A 14,185-nucleotide genomic window follows, 5' to 3' on the forward strand; every position below is an offset into this window, starting at 1 on the left:
CACTATTTGCAACTGGAGTGCTAAATGAGCTTTTTTATCTCTAACGCTATGGCTGACGCCGCTGCACCGGCCGCTGCCGGTCCTATGGGCGGTGGTTTCGAGTGGATTTTCCTGGTCGGCTTCCTGGTCATCTTCTACCTGATGATCTGGCGTCCACAGGCCAAGCGCGCCAAAGAGCAGAAAAACCTGCTGGGCAGCCTGCAAAAAGGCGACGAAGTGGTCACCACCGGCGGTATCGCTGGCAAGATCACCAAGGTTTCCGATGCTTTCGTGGTACTGGAAGTCTCCGACACCGTTGAAATGAAGTTCCAGAAAGGCGCCATCGCCGCCACGCTGCCAAAAGGCACGCTCAAAGCGATCTGAGTAACAACTTTTACCAATCGACGGGGCGCGCAAGGCGCCCCGCGTCATAAGCGGGCGGCGTGATGCTGAACAAATACCCTCTGTGGAAATACGTACTGATCCTGGCGGTGCTGGCGATCGGTTTTATTTATTCCGCTCCCAATCTCTATCCAGATGACCCGGCGATCCAGATCAGCGGCGCTAGCACGTCGTTGCAAGTGACCGATGCCGACCTCGAGCGCGCGAGCAAGGCGCTTACCGAAGCCGGCTTGACGGTCAAGGCTTCCAGCCTGACGCCCAACGGCAAGGGCGGTTTGTTGCGCCTGGCCAAGCAAGAAGACCAATTGCCGGCCAAGGATGTTGTGCGCAAGGTATTGGGTGATGACTATGTAGTCGCACTGAACCTGGCACAAACCACTCCGCAATGGCTGCGCAGCCTCGGCGCGCACCCGATGAAGCTGGGCCTGGACTTGTCCGGTGGTGTGCACTTCCTGTTGGAAGTGGACATGGACAAAGCCCTCGATGCACGCATGAAAGTCTACGAAGGCGATGTGAAGAGCCTGCTGCGCAAAGAGCGCCTGCGGTATCGCAGCCTGCCGCAGCTCAACGGTGCCATCCAGCTGGGCTTTGCTGACGAAGCCACCCGTGAACAGGCACGCGCCCTGGTTCGCAAAAGCTTTAACGATTTCGACATTGTTCCTGCCGACCTCAATGGTCAGCCGGTGCTGCGTCTGGCGATGACCCCGGCCAAGCTGGCGGAAATCCGTGAATACTCCATCAAGCAGAACTTGACCACGGTACGTAACCGCGTCAACGAGCTGGGTGTGGCCGAGCCTCTGGTCCAGCGCCAGGGCGCCAACCGCATCGTGGTTGAGCTGCCAGGCGTGCAGGACACCGCTGAAGCCAAGCGGATTCTCGGTAAGACCGCCAACCTTGAGTTCCGCCTGGCTGCCGAGCCGGGCGCTTCCAAGGCTACTTCCGAAATGTTCGAGTTCCGCGAGGGCAATCGCCCAGCAGCGCAGATCGAGCGTGGCCTGATCATCACCGGTGACCAGGTGACGGATGCCAAGGCTGGTTTTGGCGAGCACGGCACGCCTGAAGTGAACATCCGCCTGGATGGTCATGGTGGCGAACTGATGAGCCGCGCCACCCGCAGCAACGTCGGTCGCAGCATGGCGGTGATCTTCATCGAGCAACGCCCGGTGACCACCTACACCAAGCAAATGGTCAATGGCGTCGAGAAAGACGTAGCCGTACAGACCTTCAAGGAAGAGAAGAAGATCATCAGCCTGGCGACCATCCAGTCGCCGTTGGGTGCTCAATTCCGTATCACCGGCCTGAACGGCCAGGGTGAGTCCTCCGAGCTGGCATTGCTGCTGCGGGCCGGTGGCCTGGCGGCACCGATGTACTTCGCCGAGGAGCGCACCATTGGTCCGAGCCTGGGTGCTGACAACATCACCAAGGGTATCGACGCTTCCCTGTGGGGCATGCTGTTCGTTTCGCTGTTCATCATCGCCATCTATCGCTTCTTCGGCATCATTGCCACGGTTGCGCTGGCGGTGAACATGGTGCTGCTGCTGGCCTTGATGTCGCTGCTGGGGGCTACACTGACCCTGCCGGGTATCGCCGGTATCGTACTCACCATGGGTATGGCGGTGGACGCCAACGTGCTGATCTTCTCGCGGATTCGTGAAGAGATCGCGGCGGGCATGAGCGTGCAACGGGCAATCAACGAAGGTTTCGGCCGGGCATTTACCGCGATTCTCGACTCCAACCTGACCACATTGCTGGTCGGCGGGATTCTCTTTGCCATGGGCACCGGCCCGGTCAAGGGTTTTGCGGTGACCATGTCCCTCGGTATCTTTACCTCGATGTTCACGGCCATCATGGTGACCCGCGCAATGGTCAACCTGATCTTTGGCGGGCGTGACTTCAAGAAGTTGTGGATTTAAGGGGCTGCCATGTTACGTACAATCAACTTCATGGGCGTTCGCAACGTTGCGTTCGGCGTCACTGTGCTCCTTACCGTCCTGGCGTTGTTCAGTTGGTTCCATAAGGGCCTGAACTACGGTCTGGACTTCACCGGCGGTACGCTCATCGAGCTGACCTACGAGAAGCCGGCCGATGTCACCAAGGTGCGTACCCAACTGAACGAGGCCGGTTACCACGAGGCGATCGTGCAGAGCTTTGGTGCGACCACCGACCTGCTGGTGCGGATGCCGGGTGAAGACCCGCAACTGGGCCACCAGGTGGCCGAGGCCTTGCTCAAGGTCGGTGGCGATAACCCGGCTTCGGTCAAGCGCGTCGAGTTCGTCGGCCCGCAGGTAGGTGAAGAGCTGCGCGACCAGGGCGGCCTCGGCATGCTGATGGCGCTGGCCGGCATCATGGTCTACCTGGCGTTCCGCTTTCAGTGGAAGTTCGGCGTCGGGGCCATTGTCTCGCTGATCCACGACGTGATCGTGACCGTGGGTATCCTGGCGTACTTCCAGATCACCTTCGATTTGACGGTATTGGCGGCGGTGCTGGCGATCATTGGTTACTCCCTCAACGACACCATCGTGGTATTCGACCGGGTTCGCGAGAACTTCCGGGTGCTGCGCAAGGCGACGTTGATCGAGAACATCAACATCTCCACCACCCAGACCCTGTTGCGCACCATGGCGACGTCGATTTCCACCTTGCTGGCGATTGCCGCGCTGATGATCTTCGGTGGCGACAACCTGTGGGGCTTCTCCCTGGCGCTGTTTATCGGCGTCCTGGCGGGAACCTACTCGTCGATCTACATCGCCAACGTGGTGCTGATCTGGCTGAACCTCAACAGCGAAGACCTGATTCCTCCTGTTGCGACCGACAAGGAGGTCGACGACCGCCCTTGATGGGTGTTTGTTGATCCACTGTTGCAAAGAAGGCGTGAGTATTGAACTCGCGCCTTTTTTTTTGCTCCAAGGCTGGGTATAGCGCGGACGTTTCAGTCCGCTTGTGATGGTCAGGAGGTTCACGTGAACAAGTCGTTACTGGTTGGTGCGGTATTGGGTGCTGTCGGTGTGACTGCCGGGGGTGCTGTTGCCACCTACAGCCTGGTAAAAAGCGGCCCTGAGTATGCGCAAGTGCTGGCGGTGCAGCCGGTCAAGACCCAGATCAAAACTCCCCGTGAGGTCTGCAAGGACGTCACCGTGACCCGGCAGCGTCCGGTGCAGGATCAGCATCAAATCGCCGGCACGGTGGTCGGCGCCCTGGCAGGCGGCCTGCTGGGTAACCAGATCGGCGGCGGTACTGGCAAGAAGATTGCCACCGTAGCCGGCGCAGTGGGTGGCGGTTATGCCGGTAACAAGGTTCAGGAAGGCATGCAGAACCGTGATACCTACACCACCACGCAAACTCGCTGTAACACCGTCAACGACATCAGCGACAAGGTGGTCGGGTATGACGTGCGTTACAACCTGGATGGCAAGGAAGGATCGGTGCGCATGGAGCGTGATCCGGGTAGCCAGATTCCAGTGGATAAAGAGGGTCGCCTGATCCTCGGCCAGAATCAGCAGTAACCGACATATCCTGTAGGAGCCGGCTTGCCGGCGATAGCGGCGGGTCAGTATTAAGCAAGTTGGCTGGCCAACCGCTATCGCCGGCAAACCAGCTCCCACAGTGGGGTCAGTGGGCATTGGTTCTTGGCCAAATCCCGGGCATAAAAAAAGCACCCCTAAGGGTGCTTTTTTGTGCTCGCTCGCTTAGCGCTTCAGCGAAGCCGGCAGGTGCGGCTGGATCGCCGTCAGGACTGCCTTGAAGCATTTGGTGTTGCCTGCAACCACGTGACCCTTCTCCAGGAAGTCGTGACCACCAGTGAAGTCGCTCACCAGGCCGCCGGCTTCTTGAATCAGCAGGGCCCCTGCAGCCATGTCCCACTCGGACAGGCCCGACTCCCAGAACGCATCAAAACGACCAGCGGCCACATACGCCAGGTCCAGGCTGGCGGCACCGGCGCGGCGGATGCCGGCGGTCTGGCCAACCAGGGCGCGGAACATGCCCAGGTAGTTTTCCAGGTTGTCCATCTGGTCGTCACGGAACGGGAAACCGGTGCCCAGCAGGGCGCCGTCCAGGCTGGTGCGACCGCTGACGCGAAGGCGACGACCGTTCAATTGGGCGCCACGGCCACGGCTGGCGGTGAATTCTTCCTGGCGAACCGGGTCCAGGACCACGGCGTGCTCCAGGCGGCCACGGTATTTGCAGGCAATGCTTACGGCAAAGTGCGGGATGCCGCGCAGGAAGTTGGTGGTGCCATCCAGTGGGTCGATGATCCACAGGTAGTCTTCGCCTTCGCCGCTACCTTTGTGCAGGCCGGTTTCTTCACCGAGGATGCCGTGGGTAGGGTAGGCCTTGCGCAGGGCGTCGATGATTTTCTGTTCGGCGGCGCGATCCACCTCGGATACATAATCCTTGGCGTCTTTTTCGTCGACCTTGATGGTATCCAGGCGCTCGATGGAGCGGAAGATCAATTCACTGGCGCTGCGGGCGGCGCGCAGCGCGATATTCAGCATGGGCTGCATGGATGTGTCACCTAAGGTTGTTAAAGAAAGCCGAGCATTCTAGCAGAAACTTTCTTCAGGTGAAGGACGACGTTCGCTTTCATGGCATAACCTTAGGCTGTTCTGTAAGATTTGCTCCCCTTTCCCGTGTCCGCGAGCGCCTCCCTTGCTGCAAAACATTCGTGTCGTCCTCGTCAATACCAGTCACCCCGGCAATATCGGCGGGGTGGCGCGGGCCATGAAAAACATGGGGCTGACGCGCCTGGTGCTGGTGGAGCCGCGTGTGTTCCCGCACCACGAAGCCGACGCTCGTGCCTCCGGCGCCAATGACCTTCTGGAAAAAGCCCAGGTCGTCGCCACCCTGGAAGATGCCCTGGTGGGTTGCAATCTGGTGCTTGGCACCAGCGCCCGCGACCGCCGCATCCCCTGGCCGCTGCTCGATCCCCGCGAATGCGGGGCCAAAGTGGTCGAAGAGGCGGCTGGTGGCGCTGAAATCGCCTTGGTGTTTGGTCGTGAAGACTCTGGCCTGACCAATGACGAGCTGCAGCGATGTCATTATCACGTGCACATCCCATCAGACCCCGAATTCAGCTCGCTGAACCTCGGGGCAGCGGTGCAGGTGTTGAGTTATGAAGTGCGCATGGCCTGGCTGGCAGCACAAGGCCAGCCGAGCAAAATGGAGAAGGACGAGGTTGCATCCACCAAAAGTGGCGAATTGGCCACCATGGATGAGCTGGAACGGTTCTATGAGCACTTGGAGCAAACCCTGGTGGCCATCGAATTCCTCGATCCGGAAAAACCGAGGCACTTGATGGCGCGCCTGCGAAGGCTTTACGGACGTAGCTCGGTCAGCCGGGCAGAGATGAATATATTGCGTGGCATCCTCACGGAGACCCAGAAAGCGGCCCGTGGCGAGCTTCTGAAGCGGAAGGATTAAAAATGTTCGAGCGTCTGCGAGAAGATATCCAAAGTGTTTTCCATCGTGACCCGGCGGCGCGCAACGCCTTTGAAGTGCTGACCTGCTACCCGGGCATGCATGCGATCTGGATTCACCGCTTGTCCGGCGTCTTGTGGGGCATGGGCTGGAAGTGGTTAGCGCGGCTGGTGTCGAACTTTGGCCGCTGGCTGACCGGGATCGAGATTCATCCGGGGGCCAAGGTCGGTCGTCGCTTCTTCATCGACCATGGCATGGGCATCGTGATTGGTGAGACGGCCGAGATTGGTGATGACGTGACCCTGTACCAGGGCGTGACGCTGGGCGGCACCACCTGGAACAAGGGCAAGCGTCACCCGACCCTTGAAGATGGTGTGGTGGTCGGGGCGGGCGCCAAGGTCCTGGGCCCGTTTACGGTCGGTGCCGGTGCCAAGGTTGGCTCCAATGCCGTGGTCACCAAGGCTGTGCCGCCAGGCGCAACCGTAGTGGGGATTCCGGGGCGGATCATCGTCAAGCCGGAAGTCGGCACTGAGCAGGAGGCCAAGCGTAAGGCCATGGCCGAGAAGATCGGCTTCGACGCTTATGGCGTCAGCGAAGACATGCCGGATCCGGTGGCGCGCGCCATTGGCCAGTTGCTCGACCACCTGCAGGCGGTGGACGGCAAGCTGGATGGCATGTGCGGCGCGTTGAAAGATCTGGGTAGTCCTTACTGTGCGAAAGATCTGCCTGAGTTGCGCGAAGAAGACTTCGCCGAGATCAAGGATGAGGCCGGTGCCACCAAGGTGGGTTAGGTTTTAAGATTGATAAAGTCCCCTGTGGGAGCTGGCTTGCCGGTGATAGCGGTCTGCCAGTCACCCCATGGGCGGCTGATCCGCCGCCATCGCAGGCTAACCCGCTCCAGCATTTGACCTCCGTTGGTCTTGAGGTTGGGCCCTCGCCAGGTTCCTGCTGTTCGATTCCACCCCACCCTGCTATGATTCGCGCGCCCTTTTTACGGGTATTCCTGACTAAAGTACTAGGTCTTATAGTTGACTTAAATACTCGGGAATCGCATACTTGCTCCCATTCTGAAACACCTTGGTACTTGTCCATGAGACTGACTACAAAAGGCCGATACGCGGTGACCGCCATGCTCGATCTGGCCTTGCACGCGCAAAACGGGCCGGTGTCCCTGGCCGATATCTCCGAGCGCCAAGGCATTTCCCTGTCTTATCTTGAGCAACTGTTCGCCAAGTTGCGCCGCAGCAACCTGGTTTCCAGTGTGCGTGGCCCGGGCGGCGGTTATCAATTGTCCCGCGACATGCAGGGCATCCAGGTTGCCCAGGTGATCGATGCGGTCAATGAATCCGTCGATGCCACCAAGTGCCAGGGCCTGGGTGATTGCCATGCCGGCGACACTTGCCTGACGCACCACTTGTGGTGTGACCTGAGCCTGCAGATCCATGAGTTTTTGAGCGGTATCAGCTTGGCTGATCTTGTGACTCGCCGTGAGGTGCAGGAAGTAGCCCAGCGTCAGGACCAGCGCCGATGCAATACCAAGGCGCCGCGTCTGGACAAGATTGAAGCGTCCGCCGTCGAGTGACAGCCGAAGAGCTAACGGCACGCCAGCCAGCCTGATTTAGGAGAAAGTCCATGAAATTGCCGATTTACCTTGATTACTCAGCGACCACCCCGGTTGATCCGCGTGTCGCGCAAAAGATGAGCGAATGCCTGCTGGTTGACGGAAACTTCGGCAACCCGGCGTCCCGTTCCCACGTTTTCGGCTGGAAAGCCGAGGAGGCGGTGGAAAACGCTCGTCGCCAGGTCGCCGACCTGGTCAATGCCGACCCGCGTGAAATCGTCTGGACGTCCGGTGCCACCGAGTCCGACAACCTGGCAATCAAGGGCGCCGCGCATTTCTACGCGACCAAGGGCAAGCACCTGATCACCACCAAGATTGAGCACAAGGCTGTCCTCGACACCATGCGCCAACTGGAGCGTGAAGGTTTCGAGGTGACTTACCTCGAGCCCACCACTGACGGTATCGTCACCCCGGCCATGATCGAAGCCGCGATGCGTGAAGACACCATCCTGGTTTCCGTGATCCACGTGAACAACGAAATCGGCACCATCAACGACATCGCCGCCATTGGCGAGCTGACCCGCTCCAAAGGCGTGTTGCTGCATGTCGATGCTGCCCAGTCTACCGGCAAGGTCGACATTGACCTGTCCAAGCTGAAAGTCGACCTGATGTCGTTCTCGGCCCACAAGACCTACGGCCCTAAAGGCATTGGTGCGCTGTACGTGAGCCGCAAGCCTCGCGTGCGTATCGAAGCCACCATGCACGGTGGCGGTCACGAGCGCGGCATGCGTTCTGGCACCCTGGCGACCCACCAGATCGTCGGCATGGGTGAAGCCTTCCGCGTAGCCAAGGAAGACATGGCTGGCGAAAACGTGCGCATCAAGGCCCTCAGCGATCGCTTCTACAAGCAGGTCGAGAACCTTGAAGAGCTGTACATCAACGGCAGCATGACCGCCCGTGTACCGCACAACCTGAATTTGAGCTTCAACTACGTCGAAGGCGAGTCGCTGATCATGGCGCTCAAGGACCTGGCGGTTTCGTCCGGTTCGGCCTGCACCTCGGCCTCCCTCGAGCCGTCCTACGTCCTGCGTGCCCTGGGCCGCAACGACGAGTTGGCACACAGCTCGATCCGCTTTACGTTCGGCCGTTTCACCACCGAAGAAGAAGTCGACTACGCAGCGCAGAAAGTCTGCGAAGCGGTCACCAAGCTGCGCACCCTGTCGCCGCTGTGGGACATGTACAAAGACGGTGTCGATATTTCCAAGATCGAGTGGGCGGCACACTAAATATAGAAGCCGCCACCCAAGCTCTGTAGGAACGTGGCGGAAAACGCAGGCGTTTTTACAGGGTTCCAGAGCGGCCCTGATGAGTGAGGATTCAGTACCATGGCTTACAGCGAAAAGGTCATCGACCACTACGAAAACCCGCGCAACGTCGGCAAGATGGACGCGGAAGATCCTGATGTGGGCACCGGCATGGTCGGCGCCCCGGCGTGCGGCGACGTCATGCGCCTGCAGATCAAGGTCAACGACGCTGGCGTTATCGAAGACGCCAAGTTCAAGACCTACGGCTGCGGTTCAGCCATCGCCTCCAGTTCCCTGGCGACCGAATGGATGAAAGGCAAGACCCTGGATGAGGCTGTCACTATCAGCAACACCCAGTTGGCTGAAGAGCTGGCCCTGCCGCCCGTGAAAATTCACTGCTCGGTACTTGCAGAGGACGCCATCAAGGCGGCCGTTCGCGACTACAAGCAGAAGAAAGGCTTGATCTAAGCATTTGGCGACGAGTAAGGAGTCAACGATGGCTATCAGCATGACAGAAGCGGCTGCGCGGCACGTGCGACGCTCCCTGGATGGGCGCGGTAAAGGTGAGGGGATTCGTCTGGGTGTGCGCACCACAGGCTGTTCCGGCCTTGCCTATGTGCTGGAGTTCGTCGACGAGGTGGTTGCGGAAGATCAGGTGTTCGAAAGTCACGGCGAGAAAGTGATCATCGACCCGAAAAGCCTGACCTACCTGGACGGCACCGAGCTCGATTTCGTCAAGGAAGGGTTGAACGAAGGCTTCAAGTTCAACAACCCTAACGTGCGCGGTGAATGTGGCTGCGGCGAAAGCTTCAACATCTGAGGCTATTTGTGGGTACTCCTTGTCATTTCGCTTTATTCGAGTTGCAGCCGAGTTTTCGCCTGGACCTCGAGCAGCTTGCCACGCGCTACCGTGAATTGGCGCGTGGGGTGCATCCGGATCGCTTTGCCGACGCTTCCGAGCGTGAGCAGCGCCTGGCGCTGGAGCAGTCAGCCAGCCTCAACGAAGCCTATCAGACGCTCAAAAGCCCCCCCAAGCGCGCGCGTTACCTGCTCGCCATGGGTGGTGGCGAAATGCCGCTGGAAGTCACGGTCCATGACCCTGATTTCCTGATGCAGCAGATGCAATGGCGTGAAGAGCTCGAAGACCTGCAGGACGAGGCCGATCTGGCTGGCGTCGCGGTCTTCAAGCGGCGTCTGAAAGTGGCCCAGGATGCACTCAACGAAAGCTTCGCAGCCTGTTGGGACGATGCAGCGCAACGTGAGCAGGCCGAACGCCTGATGCGGCGCATGCAGTTCCTCGACAAGCTCACTTACGAAGTGCGCCAGCTAGAAGAGCGCCTCGACGATTAACCCAGTGCTGCACAGATTGCACGCCTGATAGACAGATAAGACCTGATTACCATGGCTCTACTGCAGATCGCCGAACCCGGCCAAAGTCCTCAACCGCACCAGCGTCGCCTGGCGGTTGGCATCGACTTGGGTACTACCAATTCACTGGTCGCCGCACTGCGCAGCGGTCTCTCCGAGCCGTTGCCCGATGCTGATGGCCAGGTGATCCTGCCGTCGGCGGTGCGCTATCACGCGGATCGCACCGAAGTGGGCGAGTCCGCTCGACTGGCGGCGTCTACCGACCCGCTCAATACCGTGCTGTCGGTCAAGCGCTTGATGGGTCGTGGGTTGTCCGACGTCAAGCAATTGGGCGACCAACTGCCATATCGCTTTGTCGGCGGCGAATCCCATATGCCGTTCATCGACACTATCCAGGGGCCGAAAAGCCCGGTGGAAGTGTCGGCCGATATCCTCAAGGTGCTGCGCCAGCGTGCAGAAACCACCTTGGGCGGTGAATTGGTTGGCGCGGTAATCACTGTTCCTGCCTATTTCGACGATGCTCAGCGCCAAGCCACCAAGGATGCAGCGAAACTCGCTGGCCTCAATGTGTTGCGCCTGCTCAACGAGCCGACTGCGGCCGCCGTGGCATACGGCCTGGACCAGCACGCTGAAGGCCTGGTTGCGATTTACGACCTGGGCGGCGGCACCTTTGATATTTCGATCCTGCGCCTGACCGGCGGTGTGTTTGAAGTGCTGGCTACCGGTGGCGACAGTGCCCTGGGCGGTGATGACTTTGACCACGCCATCGCCGGTTGGATTATCACCAGCGCCGGCTTGTCCGCCGACTTGGATCCTGGCGCCCAGCGCAATCTGCTGCAAACCGCCTGCGCCGCCAAGGAAGCCCTGACCGACGCCGCATCTGTTGAAGTTTCCTACGGCTCCTGGTCGGCCCAACTGACCCGTGACGCCTTCGATGCGCTGATCGAGCCAATGGTTGCCCGCAGCCTGAAAGCCTGTCGTCGTGCGGTACGTGATTCCGGCATTGAGCTGGAAGAAGTGGGTGCGGTGGTCATGGTTGGCGGCTCGACTCGTGTGCCTCGGGTTCGCGAAGCGGTGGCTGAAGCCTTTGGCCGCCAGCCGTTGACCGAAATCGATCCGGATCAAGTGGTGGCCATTGGGGCTGCGATCCAGGCCGATACCCTGGCTGGCAACAAGCGTGACGGTGGCGAATTGTTGCTGCTCGACGTGATTCCGTTGTCCCTGGGCCTGGAAACCATGGGTGGCCTGATGGAGAAGGTGATTCCGCGCAACACCACCATTCCCGTCGCCCGCGCCCAGGACTTCACTACTTACAAAGATGGCCAGACGGCCATGATGATCCATGTGCTGCAGGGCGAGCGCGAGCTGATCAGCGACTGCCGCTCCCTGGCGCGTTTTGAATTGCGCGGCATCCCGGCCATGGTCGCGGGTGCGGCGAAGATCCGCGTGACCTTCCAGGTCGACGCCGACGGCCTGCTCAGCGTAGCTGCACGCGAACTGGGTTCGGGCGTTGAGGCCAGCATTCAGGTCAAGCCGTCCTACGGCCTGACTGACGGCGAAATCGCCAAGATGCTCAAGGATTCGTTCCAGTATGCCGGTGACGATAAGGTCGCCCGTGTGTTGCGTGAGCAGCAAGTCGATGCCCAGCGTCTGCTTGAAGCGGTGCAGGGCGCGCTTGAGGCGGACGGTGAGCGCCTGCTGGATGCTGAAGAACGCCTGGTCATCGACCTGCAGATGCAGGAGCTGGCCCAATTGATGAAAGGCACCGATGGCTATGCCATCGAACAACAGACCAAGCGCCTTTCACAAGTAACCGATGCCTTTGCCGCCCGTCGTATGAACCAGACGGTGAAAGCCGCCCTGGCGGGACGCAACCTGAATGAAATCGAGGAATAACTGATGCCGCAGGTCATTTTTCTGCCACACGCCGAGCATTGCCCGGACGGTATGGTCGTGGAGGCTGAGACCGGCAAGTCCATTCTCGAAGTTGCCCACGACAACCACATCGAGATCGAGAGTGCTTGTGGTGGCGTTAACGCCTGTACCACGTGTCACTGCATTATCCGCGAAGGTTTCAATAGCCTTGAAGAGGCCGATGAGCTGGAAGAGGACTATCTTGATAGGGCGTGGGGCCTGGAACCGACGTCGCGTCTGAGCTGTCAGGCCAAGGTGGGAACAGAAGACCTTACCGTCGAAATTCCGAAGTATTCGCTCAACCATGCGGCCGAAGCGCCGCATTGATTCAAGGAAGTGTCATGAGTCTTAAATGGGTTGATGTGCAAGAGATCGCTATTCTGCTGGCCGATGGCCATCCGGATACGGATCCCTATTCCGTGAACTTTGTAGCTTTGCGTGACATGGTCATGGCCTTGCCAGGGTTCGAAGACGAGCGGGATCGCGGCGGTGAAAAGGTTCTTGAAGCTATCCAGACTGCCTGGAAAGAAGAACAGGACTGAAGCCTCCCTCACGCAGTTAGGCAATACCCAAGAACCCGCGTATAATTCGCGGGTTTAATTTTTCGCAAATTACCGTTTCTGGAGTTACACCATGGCTGTTCAACGTACTTTCTCCATCATCAAGCCTGACGCTGTTGCAAAAAACGTCATCGGCGAGATCACCACTCGTTTCGAAAAAGCCGGCCTGAAGGTTGTAGCTTCGAAACTCAAGCAACTGTCCAAGGCTGAAGCTGAAGGCTTCTACGCTGAGCACAGCGCTCGTGGCTTCTTCGGCGACCTGGTTGCCTTCATGATCTCCGGTCCTGTTGTTGTACAGGTTCTGGAAGGCGAAAACGCTATCGCTCTGAACCGTGAGCTGATGGGCGCTACCAACCCTAAAGAAGCTGCTGCCGGCACCATCCGTGCTGACTTCGCTGACTCCATCGACGCCAACGCTGTACACGGTTCGGACTCCGAAGCCGCTGCTGCTCGCGAAATTTCGTACTTCTTCGCAGCTACTGAAGTAACCACTCGCTAAGCATTGGCTTAAAGAGTGAAGGTGAATCCATGACTACATCGACTGTAAAAACCAACCTGCTGGGTCTGACTCAACAGGAAATGGAAAAATTCTTCGACTCAATCGGGGAGAAGCGTTTCCGTGCCGGTCAGGTAATGAAGTGGATTCACCACTTTGGCGTCGACGATTTCGACGCCATGACGAACGTCAGCAAGGCCCTGCGCGACAAGCTCAAGGCGATTGCCGAGGTTCGTGGTCCCGAGGTTGTCAGCGAGGACATCTCCAGCGATGGCACCCGTAAGTGGGTGGTGCGCGTGGCGTCCGGCAGTTGCGTCGAGACCGTCTACATTCCCCAGGGCAAACGCGGCACCTTGTGCGTTTCGTCCCAGGCAGGCTGTGCCCTGGACTGCAGTTTCTGCTCCACCGGCAAGCAAGGCTTCAATAGCAACCTCACCGCCGCCGAAGTCATCGGCCAGGTGTGGATTGCCAACAAATCCTTTGGCAGCGTACCGGCAACCGTCGACCGTGCCATCACCAACGTGGTGATGATGGGCATGGGTGAGCCGCTGCTGAACTTCGACAACGTGATTGCGGCCATGCATCTGATGATGGACGACCTGGGCTACGGCATTTCCAAGCGCCGTGTGACCCTGTCGACCTCCGGCGTGGTCCCGATGATCGATGAGTTGGCCAAGCACATCGACGTCTCCCTGGCGTTGTCGCTGCATGCGCCCAATGACGCATTGCGTAACCAATTGGTGCCGATCAACAAGAAGTATCCGCTTAAGATGCTGCTCGAATCTTGCCAGCGTTATATGGCGACCTTGGGCGAGAAGCGCGTGCTGACTATTGAGTACACCATGCTCAAGGACATCAACGACAAGGTCGAACACGCGGTCGAGATGATCGAACTGCTTAAGAACACCCCGTGCAAGATCAACCTGATTCCGTTCAACCCGTTTCCCCATTCTGGCTACGAGCGGCCGAGCAACAACGCCATTCGTCGTTTCCAGGATCAACTGCACCAGGCAGGCTACAACGTCACTGTGCGCACCACCCGTGGTGAAGACATCGACGCCGCCTGTGGTCAATTGGTAGGACAGGTGCTGGATCGCACCCGTCGTAGCGAGCGTTATATCGCCGTGCGCGAGTTGAGCGCCGACAGCGATCTGGCGCAGAACGCCGCGACACGAACCTGAGAGAG

Annotated in this window: 17 protein-coding genes; 16 read left to right on the plus strand and 1 reads right to left on the minus strand. The window is 59.2% G+C overall.

All coding sequences use genetic code 11. From position 1 onward, the window contains the following. Nucleotides 1–24: 24 nt before the first annotated feature. The 4 genes from yajC to HBO19_RS21660 all read left to right on the plus strand — a co-directional run bounded on the left by yajC (nucleotide 25) and on the right by HBO19_RS21660 (nucleotide 3,884). Complete coding sequence (gene yajC, locus HBO19_RS21645) at nucleotides 25–363, plus strand: preprotein translocase subunit YajC (protein WP_003175975.1); 339 nt, start codon at nucleotides 25–27, stop codon at nucleotides 361–363. A 62-nt stretch (nucleotides 364–425) separates the two neighbouring features. Next, complete coding sequence (gene secD, locus HBO19_RS21650; protein WP_169956300.1) at nucleotides 426–2,294, plus strand: protein translocase subunit SecD; 1,869 nt, start codon at nucleotides 426–428, stop codon at nucleotides 2,292–2,294. A 9-nt stretch (nucleotides 2,295–2,303) separates the two neighbouring features. After that, on the plus strand, nucleotides 2,304–3,218 hold the full coding sequence (secF, locus tag HBO19_RS21655) for a protein translocase subunit SecF (protein WP_169956302.1): 915 nt from the start codon (nucleotides 2,304–2,306) through the stop codon (nucleotides 3,216–3,218). A gap of 123 nt (nucleotides 3,219–3,341) precedes the next feature. Further along, the gene (locus tag HBO19_RS21660; RefSeq protein ID WP_029298576.1) at nucleotides 3,342–3,884 is read left to right on the plus strand and encodes a glycine zipper 2TM domain-containing protein; all 543 of its coding nucleotides are present in this window, start codon (nucleotides 3,342–3,344) and stop codon (nucleotides 3,882–3,884) included. A 183-nt stretch (nucleotides 3,885–4,067) separates the two neighbouring features. On the opposite strand, the gene suhB is transcribed toward HBO19_RS21660, so the two are convergent. Continuing rightward, nucleotides 4,068–4,883: an inositol-phosphate phosphatase gene (suhB, locus tag HBO19_RS21665; protein WP_003175971.1), complete on the minus strand. Its 816-nt coding sequence runs from the start codon at nucleotides 4,881–4,883 to the stop codon at nucleotides 4,068–4,070. A gap of 145 nt (nucleotides 4,884–5,028) precedes the next feature. Between suhB and trmJ the strand changes: the two genes are divergently transcribed. The 12 genes from trmJ to rlmN all read left to right on the plus strand — a co-directional run bounded on the left by trmJ (nucleotide 5,029) and on the right by rlmN (nucleotide 14,180). Next, nucleotides 5,029–5,799 carry a tRNA (cytosine(32)/uridine(32)-2'-O)-methyltransferase TrmJ gene (trmJ, locus tag HBO19_RS21670; RefSeq protein ID WP_170058289.1) on the plus strand — a complete coding sequence of 257 codons (771 nt, stop codon included), beginning with the start codon at nucleotides 5,029–5,031 and terminating at the stop codon, nucleotides 5,797–5,799. Nucleotides 5,800–5,801: 2 nt separating this feature from the next. Continuing rightward, nucleotides 5,802–6,587 (plus strand): serine O-acetyltransferase, encoded by a 786-nt coding sequence (gene cysE, locus HBO19_RS21675; RefSeq protein ID WP_170058290.1) that lies wholly within the window; start codon nucleotides 5,802–5,804, stop codon nucleotides 6,585–6,587. Between the two features lie 299 nt (nucleotides 6,588–6,886). Beyond that, complete coding sequence (gene iscR / locus HBO19_RS21680) at nucleotides 6,887–7,378, plus strand: Fe-S cluster assembly transcriptional regulator IscR (RefSeq protein ID WP_003210305.1); 492 nt, start codon at nucleotides 6,887–6,889, stop codon at nucleotides 7,376–7,378. A 50-nt stretch (nucleotides 7,379–7,428) separates the two neighbouring features. Further along, nucleotides 7,429–8,643 carry an IscS subfamily cysteine desulfurase gene (locus HBO19_RS21685; RefSeq protein ID WP_169956307.1) on the plus strand — a complete coding sequence of 405 codons (1,215 nt, stop codon included), beginning with the start codon at nucleotides 7,429–7,431 and terminating at the stop codon, nucleotides 8,641–8,643. Nucleotides 8,644–8,742: 99 nt separating this feature from the next. Continuing rightward, on the plus strand, nucleotides 8,743–9,129 hold the full coding sequence (gene iscU / locus HBO19_RS21690; protein WP_028617851.1) for a Fe-S cluster assembly scaffold IscU: 387 nt from the start codon (nucleotides 8,743–8,745) through the stop codon (nucleotides 9,127–9,129). Between the two features lie 28 nt (nucleotides 9,130–9,157). Continuing rightward, entirely contained in the window at nucleotides 9,158–9,481 is a 324-nt protein-coding gene (gene iscA, locus HBO19_RS21695; protein WP_010565230.1) for an iron-sulfur cluster assembly protein IscA, read from the plus strand. 8 nt (nucleotides 9,482–9,489) lie between these two features. Next, nucleotides 9,490–10,011, plus strand: coding sequence for a co-chaperone HscB (gene hscB / locus HBO19_RS21700; protein WP_169956309.1), 522 nt, complete (start codon nucleotides 9,490–9,492; stop codon nucleotides 10,009–10,011). Nucleotides 10,012–10,062: 51 nt separating this feature from the next. Beyond that, on the plus strand, nucleotides 10,063–11,925 hold the full coding sequence (gene hscA, locus HBO19_RS21705) for a Fe-S protein assembly chaperone HscA (RefSeq protein WP_170042972.1): 1,863 nt from the start codon (nucleotides 10,063–10,065) through the stop codon (nucleotides 11,923–11,925). Nucleotides 11,926–11,928: 3 nt separating this feature from the next. After that, nucleotides 11,929–12,270 carry an ISC system 2Fe-2S type ferredoxin gene (fdx, locus tag HBO19_RS21710; RefSeq protein ID WP_016977666.1) on the plus strand — a complete coding sequence of 114 codons (342 nt, stop codon included), beginning with the start codon at nucleotides 11,929–11,931 and terminating at the stop codon, nucleotides 12,268–12,270. Nucleotides 12,271–12,284: 14 nt separating this feature from the next. Next, complete coding sequence (gene iscX / locus HBO19_RS21715; protein ID WP_057437937.1) at nucleotides 12,285–12,485, plus strand: Fe-S cluster assembly protein IscX; 201 nt, start codon at nucleotides 12,285–12,287, stop codon at nucleotides 12,483–12,485. 91 nt (nucleotides 12,486–12,576) lie between these two features. Beyond that, the gene (gene ndk / locus HBO19_RS21720; RefSeq protein ID WP_017846179.1) at nucleotides 12,577–13,002 is read left to right on the plus strand and encodes a nucleoside-diphosphate kinase; all 426 of its coding nucleotides are present in this window, start codon (nucleotides 12,577–12,579) and stop codon (nucleotides 13,000–13,002) included. Nucleotides 13,003–13,031: 29 nt separating this feature from the next. Continuing rightward, the gene (gene rlmN, locus HBO19_RS21725) at nucleotides 13,032–14,180 is read left to right on the plus strand and encodes a 23S rRNA (adenine(2503)-C(2))-methyltransferase RlmN (protein WP_169956313.1); all 1,149 of its coding nucleotides are present in this window, start codon (nucleotides 13,032–13,034) and stop codon (nucleotides 14,178–14,180) included. The last annotated feature ends 5 nt before the right edge of the window (nucleotides 14,181–14,185 follow it).

The sequence above is a fragment of the Pseudomonas sp. WS 5021 genome, from assembly GCF_012985535.1.
Classification (GTDB): domain Bacteria; phylum Pseudomonadota; class Gammaproteobacteria; order Pseudomonadales; family Pseudomonadaceae; genus Aquipseudomonas.

Excerpts from the sequence above, each read along its gene's own strand:
- yajC (WP_003175975.1), top strand. The coding sequence starts at position 25 with ATGAGCTTTTTTATCTCTAACGCTATGGCTGACGCCGCTGCACCGGCC.
- secD (WP_169956300.1), top strand. The coding sequence starts at position 426 with ATGCTGAACAAATACCCTCTGTGGAAATACGTACTGATCCTGGCGGTG.
- secF (WP_169956302.1), top strand. The coding sequence starts at position 2,304 with ATGTTACGTACAATCAACTTCATGGGCGTTCGCAACGTTGCGTTCGGC.
- suhB (WP_003175971.1), bottom strand. The coding sequence starts at position 4,883 with ATGCAGCCCATGCTGAATATCGCGCTGCGCGCCGCCCGCAGCGCCAGT.
- cysE (WP_170058290.1), top strand. The coding sequence starts at position 5,802 with ATGTTCGAGCGTCTGCGAGAAGATATCCAAAGTGTTTTCCATCGTGAC.
- iscR (WP_003210305.1), top strand. The coding sequence starts at position 6,887 with ATGAGACTGACTACAAAAGGCCGATACGCGGTGACCGCCATGCTCGAT.
- HBO19_RS21685 (WP_169956307.1), top strand. The coding sequence starts at position 7,429 with ATGAAATTGCCGATTTACCTTGATTACTCAGCGACCACCCCGGTTGAT.
- iscU (WP_028617851.1), top strand. The coding sequence starts at position 8,743 with ATGGCTTACAGCGAAAAGGTCATCGACCACTACGAAAACCCGCGCAAC.
- iscA (WP_010565230.1), top strand. The coding sequence starts at position 9,158 with ATGGCTATCAGCATGACAGAAGCGGCTGCGCGGCACGTGCGACGCTCC.
- hscA (WP_170042972.1), top strand. The coding sequence starts at position 10,063 with ATGGCTCTACTGCAGATCGCCGAACCCGGCCAAAGTCCTCAACCGCAC.
- fdx (WP_016977666.1), top strand. The coding sequence starts at position 11,929 with ATGCCGCAGGTCATTTTTCTGCCACACGCCGAGCATTGCCCGGACGGT.
- iscX (WP_057437937.1), top strand. The coding sequence starts at position 12,285 with ATGAGTCTTAAATGGGTTGATGTGCAAGAGATCGCTATTCTGCTGGCC.
- ndk (WP_017846179.1), top strand. The coding sequence starts at position 12,577 with ATGGCTGTTCAACGTACTTTCTCCATCATCAAGCCTGACGCTGTTGCA.
- rlmN (WP_169956313.1), top strand. The coding sequence starts at position 13,032 with ATGACTACATCGACTGTAAAAACCAACCTGCTGGGTCTGACTCAACAG.